This is a genomic window from Serratia marcescens (assembly GCF_029846115.1).
In the GTDB taxonomy this organism is placed as follows: domain Bacteria; phylum Pseudomonadota; class Gammaproteobacteria; order Enterobacterales; family Enterobacteriaceae; genus Serratia; species Serratia marcescens_L.
Genome location: NZ_JARVZZ010000001.1, coordinates 1981195 through 1994112, shown reverse-complemented (window position 1 = coordinate 1994112; position 12918 = coordinate 1981195). Strand labels below are relative to the sequence as shown.

The following is a 12918-nucleotide window of genomic DNA, read 5'->3' as shown; positions in this document are numbered from 1 at the left end:
CGGGGCCGGCAATGCCGGCCCCGTAGAGATTAATCGCGGAAGTTCTTGAACTGGAACGGCTGCCCCAGATCGCCGCCGCGTACCAGCGCCATCACGCTCTGCAAATCGTCGCGTGACTTGCCGGTCACCCGCACTTCTTCGCCCTGGATCTGCGCCTGCACCTTCAGCTTGCTGTCTTTGATCAGCTTGACAATTTTCTTCGCTACAGAGGTTTCAATCCCCTGCTTCAGCTTGGCTTCCACGCTGTAGGTTTTACCGCTGTGGGTAAACTCTTCCGGGATCTCCAGCGCAGCGCCGTCGATACTGCGCTTGCTCAGCTTTTCGCGCAGAATGTCGAGCAACTGCTGTACCTGGAAATCAGACTCGCTGGCAACCTTGATGCTTTGGTCTTTCTCGTTTAGCTCAAAGCTGGCCGGCACGTTGCGAAAGTCCCAGCGGGTGCCGAGATCGCGGGTGGCGTTCTCAACGGCGTTACGCACTTCCTGCATATCAATTTCGGAAACGATGTCGAAAGATGGCATACTTCTTCCTCCTGAATGAGTGCCTAATAGCTTAGGCGATTTTGATGCCGAGCATGATAACCGCTTTGCCGCCTCAGACAAAATCTGCTGAACGCACGCAGGGATAGCGCTTCGGGCTGCCATACAGCCTATAGTTAATTCACGGTAATTGAGCGGTATTCCCGTGTTTCCAAGGAGACTGAATGAAAATAACCATTCTTGGTTGCGGCGCGCTCGGACAACTGTGGCTCTCCCGGCTGTATCAGCAGGGCCACGATGTACAGGGATGGCTAAGAGTGCCGCAGCCTTTTTGCGCGGTGAACGTGATAGAGCCGGAAGGCGTCTCGTTCAATCGCAACTTGCCCACCAACGATCCGGAGCACCTTGCGCAAAGCGAGCTGCTGCTGGTGACGCTGAAAGCCTGGCAGGTGTCCAGTGCGGTCAGCGCGCTGCTGCCGAAGCTGAACCCCCAGTGCGCCATTTTGCTGCTGCACAACGGCATGGGCACCCAGGAGGAGCTGCCGCCGAACGGCCAGCCGATCCTGCAGGGCACCACCACCCACGCCGCGCGCCACGAAGGCAGCACCATTATCCACGTCGCCACCGGCATCACCCACATCGGCCCGACCTCGCCGGCCGCCCAGCACCTCAGCCACCTGGCGGAAGTGCTGCATCAGGCGCTGCCCGACGTTGCCTGGCACAACAACATCGCCTCGGCCAACTGGCGCAAGCTGGCGGTCAACTGCGTGATCAACCCGCTGACGGCGCTGTACGGCTGCCGCAATGGCGATCTGCAGCGCTACCCGGAACAGATCGAAACGCTGTGTCGTGAGGTCGCCAGCGTGATGGCGATGGAGGGCTACCACACCTCCTGTGAAGGCCTGATGCAATACGTGATGGACGTGATCCACAGCACCGCCGACAACGTTTCGTCGATGCTGCAGGACATCCGCAGCCAGCGGCACACCGAGATCGACTACATCACCGGCTATCTGCTGCGCCGCGCGCGCAGCCACGGCCTCACGCTGCCGGAGAATGCGCGGCTGTTTGAACTGATTAAACGAAAGGAAAATGAATATGAGCGTATCGGCGCTGGTCTGCCTGGCACCTGGTAGCGAAGAAACCGAAGCCGTCACTGCCATCGATCTGCTGGTGAGGGCAGGCGTAAAAGTCACTACCGCCAGCGTTGCCGGCGACGGCGAGCTGACTATCGTCTGTTCGCGCGGCGTCAAACTGCTGGCCGACGCGCCGCTGGTGGCGATCGTCGATGAGCCGTTCGACGCCATCGTGCTGCCTGGCGGCCTGAAAGGCGCGGAATGCTTCCGCGACAGCCCGCTGCTGGTGGAAAAGGTGCGGCAGATGCATCTGCAGGGCAACATCGTCGCCGCCATCTGCGCGGCGCCGGCACTGGTGCTGCAGCACCACGATCTGTTCCCGATCGGCAACATGACCGGCTTCCCGGGCCTGAAAGACCAGATACCAGCGGATAAATGGATGGAGCGCCGCGTGGTGTACGACGCACGCGTCAACCTGCTCACCAGCCAGGGGCCGGGCACCGCGATGGAGTTCGCGCTGAAGCTGATAGACCTGCTGCTTGGTAAGGCCAAGGCGGCGGAGATCGCCGCGCAGCTGGTGCTGATCCCGGGGATGTACGACTTCCGCGACTGAGCGGCTTACCGATAAAAAAAGGGCTGAACATCGGTTCAGCCCTTCACGTTTATGCCGCTCCGTGCGTTACGGGCGATAAACCTTCACGTTGTTGAAGCCCTGCTCCAGCAGGTACAGCGCCTGCAGGCGGCTCATCACGCCGCGCTCGCAGTACAGCAGGTAGGTTTTGCTCTGATCCAGATCGCCAAACTGGGTGCTCAGCTTGTAGAACGGCAGCGCTTTCACTTCAACCTGTTCCAACTGCAGCGGTTTTTCTTCCTGCTCGTCGTTGGAGCGGATATCCAGGATCACCTCGTCGGCGCCGAAGGCCGCGACGGTTTCCACCTCGGTCACCTGCTCCTGTGCCTGCTCGGCGATAGAGCGGATATCGACGTTCTTCGCTTCGCTCACCACCCGGTCGAGAATGCTGAAATCGAAGTGGCTCTCTTCCTCTTCAATCTTGGCCTTGATCGCTTTCACCGTTGGGCTCTTCGAAATCACGCCGCAGTATTCCGGCATGGTTTTGGCGAAGTCTTCGGTGCCGATTTCGCGCGCCAGTTTGATGATATGCTCTTTATCGTGCGAGATCAGCGGACGCAGGATCAGGGTATCGGACGCATTGTCGATCAAACGCAGGTTGGTCAGCGTCTGGCTGGAGACCTGCCCCAGCGCCTCGCCGGTCACCAGCGCTTGAACGCCATAGCGTTCGGCCACTTGCGAAGCGGCGCGCACCATCATGCGCTTGAGCACCACGCCCATCTGGCCGTCGTCGACCTTCTCCAGGATCTCGCCCACCACCGGTTCGAAGTCGATAGCGACGAAGCGCACCTTGTGCGAGCTGGCAAAACGGTTCCACAGGTAGTGCGCCACCTGCTTCACGCCAATCTCGTGCGCAGCGCCGCCCAGGTTGAAGAAGCAGAAATGCACGCGGCAGCCGCGGCGCATCAGCATGTAGCTGGACACGCCCGAGTCGAAACCGCCGGAAATCAGCGACAGCACGTCTTCCTGAGTGCCGACCGGATAACCGCCGATGCCTTCGAGGCGGCGTTTGACCAGCATCAGCTTGTCGTCTTCAATCTCCAGGTTTACCGTGACCTGCGGGCGGGTCAGGTTAACGCGCGCGCTCTCGATATGCTGGTTCAGGCCGCCGCCGACGTAGCGCTCCACGTCCTGCGAGTTGAACGCCTGCTTGCCGCGGCGCTTGACGCGCACGCAGAAGGTTTTGCCTTCCAGCTGGGCGCGGTAGGCTTCCAGCGTCTGCTCGAAGATGTGATGGATGTCGGTATAAGCGCGGTCTTCCACTTCCAGAATATGGTGGATGCCGGGAATGCGCGTCAGGGCGTCGGCGATGACCGGCCGCTGGTTTTCATCTTTGGCGCGAACTTCGATATGATCCCAGTGACGGACGACCGCCAGCGTTTCATCATACTGCTTCAGGACGTTGCGAATATTGGTCGAGAGAATCTTGATAAAGCGCAAGCGCACAGATTGGCTCTTGATGGTGATTTCCGGGAACAATTTAATGATAAACTTCATGGCGGTCTTTGTTGTCAGATAAGAATTACGGCGCGGAGTATATCACCATATCGCCGTGCTCTGCGCACAAAACCACACATGAGCGCCATGATTTGCTAATCAAGATCCGCTAGGATAGGCTCTGGCGCCACGGTTCACATGATGACGTAAAAAGAAAATTATGCCGAAAAAACCAGCACAATCAGCCAGTACAGAGCAAACAGCCAGCTTTGAAAGCGCCCTCGGCGAGCTGGAAAGCATCGTGACGCGTCTGGAATCAGGCGAACTGCCGCTGGAAGACGCGCTGAACGAATTCGAACGCGGCGTGCAGCTGGCGCGTCAGGGCCAGCAGAAACTGCAACAGGCGGAACAGCGTGTGCAGATACTCCTTAACGACAGCGCCGACGATGCCGCGCTGGCGCCTTTCACACCGGATACCGAGTAACCGACATGTCTGAGATCGCCCCATCGGCCGCTTTTGCCGATCAAATGCAGATTTTCCGCCAGCGCGCCGATCGCGCGCTGCTGGACTTCATCGCCCCGCTGCCGTTCAACGACGGCAACATGGTGGCGGCGATGCGTCATGGCGCCTTGCTGGGCGGCAAGCGCCTGCGCCCGTTCCTGGTCTACACCACCGGCCAGATGTTCGGCGTGTCGCTGAGCAACCTGGACGCGCCGGCGGCGGCGGTAGAATGCATTCATGCCTACTCGCTGATCCACGACGATCTGCCGGCGATGGACGACGACGATCTGCGCCGCGGCCAGCCGACCTGCCACATTAAATTCGGCGAAGCCAACGCGATCCTGGCCGGCGATGCGCTGCAAACGCTGGCGTTTTCGATCCTGGCCGATGCCGAAATGCCTGACGTAGCGTTGCGCGATCGGCTGGCGATGGTCTCCGAACTGGCGAGCGCCAGCGGCGTAGCCGGCATGTGCGGCGGTCAATCGCTGGATCTGGAGGCTGAGGGCAAGCACATCAATCTGCAGGCGCTGGAGCAGATCCACCGCCACAAAACCGGCGCACTGATCCGCGCGGCGGTGCGCCTGGGCGCGCTGAGCGCCGGCGAAGCCGGGCGAGCGGCGCTGCCGCAGCTGGATCGTTACGCCGCCGCGGTTGGTCTGGCGTTCCAAGTGCAGGATGACATTTTGGACGTTGTCGGCGAGACTGAAAAAATCGGCAAGCGCCAGGGCGCGGACCAACAACACGGAAAGAGTACCTACCCGGCGTTGCTCGGGCTTGACAGCGCGAAAGCAAAAGCGTGGGATCTCTATCAGGAAGCCTTAGCTGCATTAGACACTTTGGCAGCGCAATCTTATAACACAGCGCCATTGCGAGCGTTAGCCAGCTTCATTATTGAACGCGACAATTAACGTGTGACGTTAACTCCTCTGATATGAGTATCGAATGAGTCTTGATATAGCCAAATACCCAACCCTGGCGCTAGCGGAAAACCCCGAGGAACTCCGCTCACTGCCCAAAGAGAGCTTGCCGAAGCTGTGCGATGAGCTGCGGCAATACCTGCTGAACAGCGTCAGTCGCTCCAGCGGCCACTTTGCCTCCGGGCTGGGTACCGTCGAACTGACGGTGGCGTTGCATTTCGTCTACAACACGCCGTTCGATCACCTGGTGTGGGACGTCGGCCACCAGGCCTACCCGCACAAAATTCTGACCGGCCGCCGCGACCGCATCGCCACCATTCGGCAAAAAAACGGCCTGCATCCCTTCCCATGGCGCGCCGAAAGCGAATACGACGTGCTGTCGGTCGGCCACTCGTCGACCTCAATCAGCGCTGGTCTCGGCATGGCGGTGGCGGCGGAGCGTGAAGGCAAAGGCCGCCGCACGGTGTGCGTGATCGGCGACGGCGCCATCACCGCCGGCATGGCGTTCGAAGCGATGAACCACGCCGGCGACATCAATCCGGACATGCTGGTGGTGCTGAACGACAATGAGATGTCGATCTCGGAAAACGTCGGCGCGCTGAACAACCATCTGGCGCAGCTGCTGTCCGGTAAGCTTTACTCCACCCTGCGCGAAGGCGGCAAGAAAGTGCTGGCCGGCGTGCCGCCGATCAAGGAGCTGGTGAAACGCACCGAAGAGCACCTGAAAGGCATGGTGGTGCCGGGCACGCTGTTCGAAGAGCTGGGCTTTAACTACATCGGTCCGGTAGACGGGCACGACGTGCAGGGGCTGGTTGCCACGTTGAAAAACATGCGCGATCTGAAAGGCCCGCAGCTGTTGCACATCATGACCAAGAAAGGCCGCGGTTACGCGCCGGCGGAGAAAGATCCGATCAGCTTCCACGCGGTGCCGAAGTTTGATCCTGCCAGCGGCACGCTGCCGAAAAGCGCCGGCGGTCTGCCGACCTATTCGAAAATCTTCGGCGACTGGCTGTGTGAAACCGCCGCCAAAGACAGCTCGCTGATGGCGATCACGCCGGCGATGCGCGAAGGTTCCGGCATGGTGCAGTTCTCTCGTGACTACCCGCAGCAATATTTCGACGTGGCGATCGCCGAGCAGCACGCGGTCACCTTCGCCGCCGGGCTGGCGATCGGTGGCTACAAGCCGGTGGTGGCAATCTATTCCACCTTCTTGCAACGCGCCTACGACCAGCTGATCCACGATGTGGCGATCCAGAACCTGCCGGTGATGTTCGCCATCGATCGCGGCGGCATCGTCGGCGCCGACGGCCAGACTCACCAGGGGGCGTTCGATCTGTCGTTCATGCGCTGCATCCCGACCATGGTGATCATGACGCCAAGCGACGAGAACGAATGCCGTCAGATGCTGTACACCGGCTATCACTACAATGCCGGCCCGAGCGCGGTGCGCTATCCGCGCGGCACCGGCACCGGCGCGACGCTGGAGCCGCTCAACCAGCTGCCGATCGGCAAAGGCGTGGTGCGCCGCCAGGGAGAAAAGATCGCCATTCTCAACTTCGGCACCCTGCTGCCGGAGGCCGCGCAAGCGGCGGAGGCGCTCAACGCCACGCTGGTCGACATGCGCTTCGTCAAACCGCTGGACGAGCAACTGGTGCTCGAATTGGCCGCCAGCCATGAAACGCTGGTCACGCTGGAAGAGAACGCCATCATGGGCGGCGCCGGCAGCGGCGTCAACGAACTGCTGATGGCCAAACGCCGTTCGGTGCCGGTGCTGAACCTCGGCCTGCCGGACAGCTTCGTCTCGCAGGGCAGCCAGGAAGAGCTGCGCGCCGATCTGGGGCTGGACGCCGCCGGCATTCAGCGCCAAATCGAAACCTGGCTGGCGCAGTAATCGCCACTCGCGCCTGACAAAACGCCTCCGCCTTCGGGGGCGTTTTCATTTCCGCCCTCCGGGATCCGCGCTACAGTTACTGTCTGAGCTGTGAATGGGAGGCAAGCATGAAGTACCTGAAACTGGGCAACACCGATCTGAACGTTTCGCGCATCTGCCTGGGTTGCATGACCTACGGCGAACCGAACCGCGGCAATCACGCCTGGACGCTGCCGGAAGAGAGCAGCCGCCCGCTGCTGAAACAGGCGCTGGAAGCCGGCATCAACTTTTACGACACCGCTAACAGCTATTCCGACGGCAGCAGTGAGGAAATCCTCGGCCGGGCGCTGCGCGACTATGCGCGCCGCGAAGACGTGGTGGTCGCCACCAAGGTGTATTTCCCGCTGAGTAACCTGAAGCGCGGTTTGTCGCGCGCCAACATCATGCAGTCCATCGACGACAGCCTGCGGCGCCTGGGTACCGACTACGTCGATTTGCTGCAAATCCACCGCTGGGATTACGAAACGCCGCTGGAAGAGACGCTGGAAGCGCTGCACGACGTGGTGAAAGCCGGCAAGGCGCGTTACATCGGCGCCTCTTCGATGTACGCCTGGCAGTTCGCCAAGGCGCTGTATACCGCCGATCTGCACGGCTGGACGCGCTTCGTCAGCATGCAGGATCAATACAACCTGATTCAGCGCGAAGAAGAGCGCGAAATGCATCCGCTGTGCGCCGCCGAAGGCATCGCCGTGCTACCGTGGAGCCCGCTGGCGCGCGGCCGCCTGACCCGCCCGTGGGGCGAAACCACGGCGCGGTTGGTTTCCGACCAGTTCGGCAAGAGCCTGTACGAGGAAACTGAAGGCATCGACGCCATTATCGCCGAACGCGTCGCCAGCCTCGCCGAGGAACGCGGCGTTTCACGCGCGCAGATCGCGCTGGCCTGGTTGCTGAACAAACCGGCGGTCAGCGCGCCGATCGTCGGCGCTTCGCGCAGCGAACAGCTGGATGACGCCATTGCCGCGGTCGATTTGAGTTTATCGCCGCAAGAGGTGGCGGAGCTGGAGACGGCTTACGTGCCGCACCGGGTGACGGGGTTTGAATAAAGAGAAGCGGGCGCGAAACAGCGCGCCCGTCTGTCAGAACAGCCCAATCGGCCAGTGATGCCCAATCAGGTAGATGATGCCGGCGGACAGCACGCCGGCGATGATATCGTCGACCATGATGCCCATGCCGCCATGTACGTTGCGGTCGAACCAGCGGATCGGCCACGGTTTCCACATATCCAGAATGCGGAAGATGACGAAACCGGCGGCGACCCAGCGCCAGTCGTTGACCGGCAGCGCCATCAGCGTGATCCACATGCCGACGAACTCGTCCCAGACGATGCTGCCGTGATCGTGCACCTTCATGTCTTTTGCCGTACGGTGGCAAATATAGACGCCGATGCAGATGCTGAACATCACCGCCAGCGAGTAAAGCTGCCACGGCAGCTGGATCAGCAGCAGCCAGAACGGGATCGCCGCCAGCGATCCCATGGTGCCCGGCATCACCGGCGACAAACCGCTGCCAAACCCGGTGGCCAGCAGGTGCCACGGATTGCTCATCCGCAGCCGACGCTTGGCTTCATCCATGGGTGCCCGGCTCCGCGTTGAAATGATCGAACCCAATCCAATCCAGCTCTACCGCTTCGTCGTCGCGATAATAGCGGATGCCTTCAGACAGCGGGCCAATTTGGCCGATGCAGGTGTAGTCAGCTCCGAGGTGACTCAGCGCCACTTCCAGCGCGCCGCGGTTGATCTCCGGCACGGTGAAGCACAGCTCATAATCTTCACCGCCCGCCAGCGCCCAACGCAGCGCCTGCTCGGCATCGGCGTGGCTGCTCAGCGCCTGCGACATCGGCAGCTCGTCCAGCACGATGCGCGCGCCACAGTCGCTGGCCTTCAGGATATGCTTCAGATCGGAAATCAGGCCGTCGGAGATGTCGATCGCCGAGCTGGCCAGATCGCGCAGCGCCTGCCCCTGCAGCACCCGCGGCTGCGGCCGCAGATGACGAGCGATCAGATAATCGCGCGCCGCCGCATCCGTCACCGCCAGGCGATCCTGCAGGATCGCCAGACCGGCGGCGCTGTCGCCCAGCGTGCCGGTCACATAGATCCAGTCGCCGATGCGCGCACCGCTGCGGGTCAGCGCCCGGCCGGCCGGGATCAGCCCCTGAATGGTCAACGTCATGCTCAGCGGCCCGCGCGTGGTATCGCCGCCGATCAGCTGCATGCCATAATAGTTGAGCTGATCGAACAGGCTGTCGCTGAAGGCCTTCAGCCACGGCTCGTCCACCTCCGGCAGGGTCAGTGCCAGCGAGAGCCAGGCCGGATCGGCGCCCATCGCCGCCAGATCGCTCAGATTGACCGCCAGCGCCTTATAACCGAGATCGGCCGGATCGATGTCCGGCAGGAAGTGAATGCCCGCGACCAACGTATCGGTACTGACGGCCACCAGCTGTTTTTCCGGCACTGCCAGCAGTGCGCAGTCATCTCCAATGCCCAACTGTACATCCCGGCGCACGCGCTTAAACCGGTCAAAATAGCGGGCAATGAGGTCAAATTCGCCGCATGCCATATCGATATTCCACTAGAAGAAATTAAGGCCGGGAATGCCGGCCTTAATGTTTTACTTTTTCTTGCGAAGGGTTGGTGCCACTTTATCCAGCACCCCGTTCACAAACTTGTGGCTGTCTTCTGCGCCGAAGGTTTTCGCCAGTTCGATCGCTTCGTTGATCGCCACCTTGTAAGGGACATCCTCGCGCATTTTCAGTTCAAACAGCGCGACGCGCAGCACCGCGCGTTCCACCTGGCCCAGCTCTTCGAGCTGACGCGACAGGTAAGGCGCCATCAGTTCGTCCAGCATACCTGCATTCACTGCCGCGCCGGACAGCAACTCGCGAAAATAGGCGACGTCAACATCTTTGACATCCTGCTCCGTCAGGAACTGGTGTTCAACATCGGCAAGGTCGTTTTTAGACAACTGCCAAGAGTAAAGCGCTTGAACAGCGCACTCACGAGCGCGGCGACGAGCAGCAGGTTTCACGGAATTCCCCTTAACTAAATTCAGGCTTTAATAGCTTTGATAACATTAATCATTTCAAGTGCGGTCAGCGCGGCTTCAGCGCCCTTGTTACCCGCTTTGGTGCCGGCGCGTTCGATCGCCTGCTCGATGCTTTCGGTGGTCAGCACGCCAAAGGCAACCGGGATTTCGGCATTCATCGCAACGTTGCCGATGCCGGAGCTGGCTTCGCCCGCCACATATTCGAAGTGCGCGGTGCCCCCACGGATAACGGTGCCCAGCGCGATAACCGCGTCGTATTTGCCGGTTTTGGCCAATACGCTCGCCGTCAGCGGCAGCTCGTAAGCGCCCGGGACCCAGACAACGGTGATGTTGTCGTCAGCAACCTGACCAATGCGTTTCAGCGCGTCGATGGCACCTTCCAGCAGGCTGTCGTTGATGAAATTGTTAAAACGTGCAATTGCGATCGCCACACGGGCATTTGGAGTAGCAACAACACCTTCGATAACTTTCATGGGCTTTCCTTAAAAATGGGTTCAATACCCCGCAGGGGGGCGGATTCTATCATATTCTTTCATCGCCTGCGCGGCGCTTTTGTAAAACCGGCGCGCGGGCGCGAGATTCAGTGTTTCGCCCGCAGGCGCAAACGCAGATCGGGGCCGACCTGACGCACGTCGCTAAAGACGAATTCCGGCGCGTCGGCCAATCGCTCCAGGCCCGGCAGGTGGCACAGGCCACGGCCATTATCGCCCAACAGTTTCGGCGCGATGTACAAAATGAGCTCATCCACCAGGCCGGCCTGCAGCAGCGCACCGGCCAGCGATGCGCCCGCCTCCACCCAGATTGAATTCACCTGGCGCTTGGCCAACAGCATCATCATCACCACCAGATCGACGCCGCCGCCGTGCGCCGGGCAGATAAACTGCTCAACGTCTTGCGGCCAGGCCTGTTCATCCGCCTGCAGGCGCGCCAGCCAGGTGGCGCCGGGCTGCTGCACCACGCGGTGCTGCGGGGTAATGCGGTTTTGGCTGTCGAGCAGGATGCGCAGCGGCTGGCGTAGATTGTCGCGCGGATAGAGGCGCTGCGTCTCGGCGTCCAGTTCATCCCAACGCACCGTCAGCGACGGATCGTCCGCCAGCACGGTGGCGCTGGTGCTGAGGATGGCGGCGCTCTGCGCGCGCAGGCGCTGCACGTCCTGACGCGCTTCGGGTGAGGTGATCCACTGGCTCTCGCCGGAGGCCATCGCCGTGCGGCCGTCCAGCGACGCGCCCAGCTTCAGCTGCACGTAAGGGAAGCCGGTGCGCATGCGCTTGAGGAAGCCCAGATTGACCGCTTCGGCCTCGGCCAGCATCAGGCCGTGCCGCACCTCGACGCCGGCCTGCTGCAGCTTGTACAGCCCGCGCCCCGCCACCTGCGGGTTAGGATCTTGCATCGCCGCGACCACCCGCGTCACCCCGGCGGCCACCAGCGCATCGGCGCAGGGCGGCGTGCGGCCGTGGTGGCTACACGGCTCGAGCGTGACATAGGCGGTGGCGCCGCGCGCCTTGTCGCCCGCCATGCGCAGCGCGTGCACTTCCGCGTGCGGCTCGCCGGCGCGCAGATGATAGCCTTCACCGACAATTTCGCCGTCGCGCACGATAACGCAGCCGACGTTCGGATTGGGCGCGGTGGTGAAACGCCCCAGCCGCGCCAGTTCGAAGGCGCGCGCCATGTAAAATTCGTCGTGATGCATGAAAGATCCTTTAGTCTTGCAGGCGGGCAATCTCTTCGCCGAACTCGCGCACGTCTTCGAAGCTGCGGTATACCGACGCGAAGCGGATATAGGCGACCTTATCCAGCTTTTTCAGCGCATCCATCACCAGATTGCCCACCAGTTTGGTCGGCACTTCGCGTTCGCCGGTGGCGCGCAGTTGGGATTTGATGTGATTAAGGGCGTTTTCCACGTCATCCGAGCTGACCGGGCGCTTTTCCAGCGCTTTCAGCATGCCGCGGCGCAGTTTGTCTTCGTTGAACGGCTCGCGCACCTCATCGCTTTTAATCACTCGCGGCATCACCAGCTCGGCCACTTCGAAGGTGGTGAAGCGTTCATTGCACACCAGACACTGGCGGCGGCGGCGCACTTGCGAACCGTCCCCCACCAGGCGGGAATCAATGACTTTGGTATCAACGGCGGCGCAGAAAGGGCAATGCATAACACGTCCTGATAAACGTTTTTTATAGATAAAAGCAGTTTACCCCGAAGTGCAGCCACAACAAAGGGCGGCGGCCATTTGTTGCGACAGGCGGCGGAAAGGCAGCAACGATATGACTTTCACCGCCATGCGGACTAAGCTTGATAGCAGGAGACTCAGCATAGGAAATCGCCGTCATGACAACCTGTTACCCTAAAATCGCCCTGCTCGCCGCCGCTATTTTGCTGGCGGGCTGCGCGCACAACGCCGCCGTGCCCCAGCTGCGCCATCAGGTCGCCGCGCTGAACCAGAAAGTGAGCGTGCTGACCGATCAGACCACTGCGCTGGAGCGGCAAAATCTGCTCAATCAGCACTCCGACAACGGCGTCTACCTGCTGCCGGCAGCCCGAAGCGCCGCCCGTTTGCAGAGCGGCATCGGCGAGCTGAGCGTTTCGCTGAGCCACATCAAGAACGAAGCCAACGGCACTCAGGCGCAGTTGCATGTGCGCATCCTCTCACAGGCCACGCTGCCGCCGTTCAAAGCCGTGGTGGAATGGGGCCAGTTGGACGAGGCCACCGGCCGGCCGCTGACCGCCGAGGCGCTGTCGCAACCGATCGCCAGCGCCGACTCGCTGCTGCCGAAGCCCGGCCAGGACTTCGAGCTGCGTTTCAGCGGCCTGACGCCGGAACAATTGGGCTATATCCGTCTGCACAGTCTGGTTTCGATCGCCCAACCGGCGGTGGCGCAGCAACACTGAAACCCGAGGCAAAAAAA

15 protein-coding genes are annotated in these 12918 nt (G+C 61.3%); 7 read left to right on the top strand and 8 right to left on the bottom strand.

The window, feature by feature from the left end; translation table 11 throughout:
- Positions 1-29 precede the first annotated feature (29 nt).
- Positions 30-521 carry a YajQ family cyclic di-GMP-binding protein gene (locus tag QDT79_RS09260; protein ID WP_033637310.1) on the bottom strand — a complete coding sequence of 164 codons (492 nt, stop codon included), beginning with the start codon at positions 519-521 and terminating at the stop codon, positions 30-32.
- Between the two features lie 182 nt (positions 522-703).
- On the opposite strand from QDT79_RS09260, the gene panE reads away from it, so the two are divergent.
- Both panE and yajL read left to right on the top strand, forming a co-directional pair.
- A complete protein-coding gene (gene panE, locus QDT79_RS09255; RefSeq protein ID WP_033647309.1) occupies positions 704-1615 on the top strand; it encodes a 2-dehydropantoate 2-reductase in 912 nt (303 codons plus the stop codon).
- Positions 1578-2168, top strand: coding sequence for a protein deglycase YajL (yajL, locus tag QDT79_RS09250; protein ID WP_063990970.1), 591 nt, complete (start codon positions 1578-1580; stop codon positions 2166-2168). The genes panE and yajL overlap by 38 nt, the downstream gene beginning before the upstream one ends.
- Positions 2169-2234: 66 nt before the next feature.
- Here the strand turns inward: yajL and thiI are convergent, their stop codons facing one another.
- Positions 2235-3683, bottom strand: a complete 1449-nt coding sequence (gene thiI / locus QDT79_RS09245; RefSeq protein ID WP_063990969.1) for a tRNA uracil 4-sulfurtransferase ThiI — start codon at positions 3681-3683, stop codon at positions 2235-2237.
- A 160-nt stretch (positions 3684-3843) separates the two neighbouring features.
- Between thiI and xseB the strand changes: the two genes are divergently transcribed.
- The 4 genes from xseB (at position 3844) to QDT79_RS09225 (ending at position 8015) form a co-directional block, all read left to right on the top strand.
- Positions 3844-4107, top strand: a complete 264-nt coding sequence (xseB, locus tag QDT79_RS09240; RefSeq protein ID WP_033642062.1) for an exodeoxyribonuclease VII small subunit — start codon at positions 3844-3846, stop codon at positions 4105-4107.
- A 5-nt stretch (positions 4108-4112) separates the two neighbouring features.
- Positions 4113-5033 carry a (2E,6E)-farnesyl diphosphate synthase gene (gene ispA / locus QDT79_RS09235; protein WP_130018530.1) on the top strand — a complete coding sequence of 307 codons (921 nt, stop codon included), beginning with the start codon at positions 4113-4115 and terminating at the stop codon, positions 5031-5033.
- Between the two features lie 34 nt (positions 5034-5067).
- The gene (gene dxs, locus QDT79_RS09230; protein WP_308316424.1) at positions 5068-6933 is read left to right on the top strand and encodes a 1-deoxy-D-xylulose-5-phosphate synthase; all 1866 of its coding nucleotides are present in this window, start codon (positions 5068-5070) and stop codon (positions 6931-6933) included.
- Between the two features lie 107 nt (positions 6934-7040).
- On the top strand, positions 7041-8015 hold the full coding sequence (locus QDT79_RS09225) for an aldo/keto reductase (protein WP_107227181.1): 975 nt from the start codon (positions 7041-7043) through the stop codon (positions 8013-8015).
- Positions 8016-8048: 33 nt separating this feature from the next.
- Here QDT79_RS09225 and pgpA read toward each other — a convergent pair whose 3' ends face one another.
- From pgpA to nrdR, 6 genes are all read right to left on the bottom strand, one after another.
- A complete protein-coding gene (pgpA, locus tag QDT79_RS09220; RefSeq protein ID WP_004940382.1) occupies positions 8049-8543 on the bottom strand; it encodes a phosphatidylglycerophosphatase A in 495 nt (164 codons plus the stop codon).
- Positions 8536-9528 carry a thiamine-phosphate kinase gene (thiL, locus tag QDT79_RS09215; RefSeq protein ID WP_063990965.1) on the bottom strand — a complete coding sequence of 331 codons (993 nt, stop codon included), beginning with the start codon at positions 9526-9528 and terminating at the stop codon, positions 8536-8538. The genes pgpA and thiL overlap by 8 nt, the downstream gene beginning before the upstream one ends.
- A gap of 51 nt (positions 9529-9579) precedes the next feature.
- A complete protein-coding gene (gene nusB, locus QDT79_RS09210) occupies positions 9580-9996 on the bottom strand; it encodes a transcription antitermination factor NusB (RefSeq protein ID WP_004940384.1) in 417 nt (138 codons plus the stop codon).
- 20 nt (positions 9997-10016) lie between these two features.
- Positions 10017-10487, bottom strand: coding sequence for a 6,7-dimethyl-8-ribityllumazine synthase (gene ribH / locus QDT79_RS09205; RefSeq protein ID WP_004940385.1), 471 nt, complete (start codon positions 10485-10487; stop codon positions 10017-10019).
- Positions 10488-10594: 107 nt separating this feature from the next.
- Positions 10595-11704, bottom strand: coding sequence for a bifunctional diaminohydroxyphosphoribosylaminopyrimidine deaminase/5-amino-6-(5-phosphoribosylamino)uracil reductase RibD (gene ribD, locus QDT79_RS09200; protein WP_171453415.1), 1110 nt, complete (start codon positions 11702-11704; stop codon positions 10595-10597).
- A 10-nt stretch (positions 11705-11714) separates the two neighbouring features.
- On the bottom strand, positions 11715-12164 hold the full coding sequence (gene nrdR / locus QDT79_RS09195) for a transcriptional regulator NrdR (RefSeq protein ID WP_004940387.1): 450 nt from the start codon (positions 12162-12164) through the stop codon (positions 11715-11717).
- Between the two features lie 176 nt (positions 12165-12340).
- Between nrdR and QDT79_RS09190 the strand changes: the two genes are divergently transcribed.
- Positions 12341-12901 carry a SadB/YajI family lipoprotein gene (locus tag QDT79_RS09190; RefSeq protein WP_308316423.1) on the top strand — a complete coding sequence of 187 codons (561 nt, stop codon included), beginning with the start codon at positions 12341-12343 and terminating at the stop codon, positions 12899-12901.
- Positions 12902-12918 lie beyond the last annotated feature (17 nt).

What these genes read in the sequence shown, in the direction of transcription:
- QDT79_RS09260 (WP_033637310.1), bottom strand. Translation starts at nt 521, where the DNA reads ATGCCATCTTTCGACATCGTTTCCGAAATTGATATGCAGGAAGTGCGT.
- panE (WP_033647309.1), top strand. Translation starts at nt 704, where the DNA reads ATGAAAATAACCATTCTTGGTTGCGGCGCGCTCGGACAACTGTGGCTC.
- yajL (WP_063990970.1), top strand. Translation starts at nt 1,578, where the DNA reads ATGAGCGTATCGGCGCTGGTCTGCCTGGCACCTGGTAGCGAAGAAACC.
- thiI (WP_063990969.1), bottom strand. Translation starts at nt 3,683, where the DNA reads ATGAAGTTTATCATTAAATTGTTCCCGGAAATCACCATCAAGAGCCAA.
- xseB (WP_033642062.1), top strand. Translation starts at nt 3,844, where the DNA reads ATGCCGAAAAAACCAGCACAATCAGCCAGTACAGAGCAAACAGCCAGC.
- ispA (WP_130018530.1), top strand. Translation starts at nt 4,113, where the DNA reads ATGTCTGAGATCGCCCCATCGGCCGCTTTTGCCGATCAAATGCAGATT.
- dxs (WP_308316424.1), top strand. Translation starts at nt 5,068, where the DNA reads ATGAGTCTTGATATAGCCAAATACCCAACCCTGGCGCTAGCGGAAAAC.
- QDT79_RS09225 (WP_107227181.1), top strand. Translation starts at nt 7,041, where the DNA reads ATGAAGTACCTGAAACTGGGCAACACCGATCTGAACGTTTCGCGCATC.
- pgpA (WP_004940382.1), bottom strand. Translation starts at nt 8,543, where the DNA reads ATGGATGAAGCCAAGCGTCGGCTGCGGATGAGCAATCCGTGGCACCTG.
- thiL (WP_063990965.1), bottom strand. Translation starts at nt 9,528, where the DNA reads ATGGCATGCGGCGAATTTGACCTCATTGCCCGCTATTTTGACCGGTTT.
- ribH (WP_004940385.1), bottom strand. Translation starts at nt 10,487, where the DNA reads ATGAAAGTTATCGAAGGTGTTGTTGCTACTCCAAATGCCCGTGTGGCG.
- ribD (WP_171453415.1), bottom strand. Translation starts at nt 11,704, where the DNA reads ATGCATCACGACGAATTTTACATGGCGCGCGCCTTCGAACTGGCGCGG.
- nrdR (WP_004940387.1), bottom strand. Translation starts at nt 12,164, where the DNA reads ATGCATTGCCCTTTCTGCGCCGCCGTTGATACCAAAGTCATTGATTCC.
- QDT79_RS09190 (WP_308316423.1), top strand. Translation starts at nt 12,341, where the DNA reads ATGACAACCTGTTACCCTAAAATCGCCCTGCTCGCCGCCGCTATTTTG.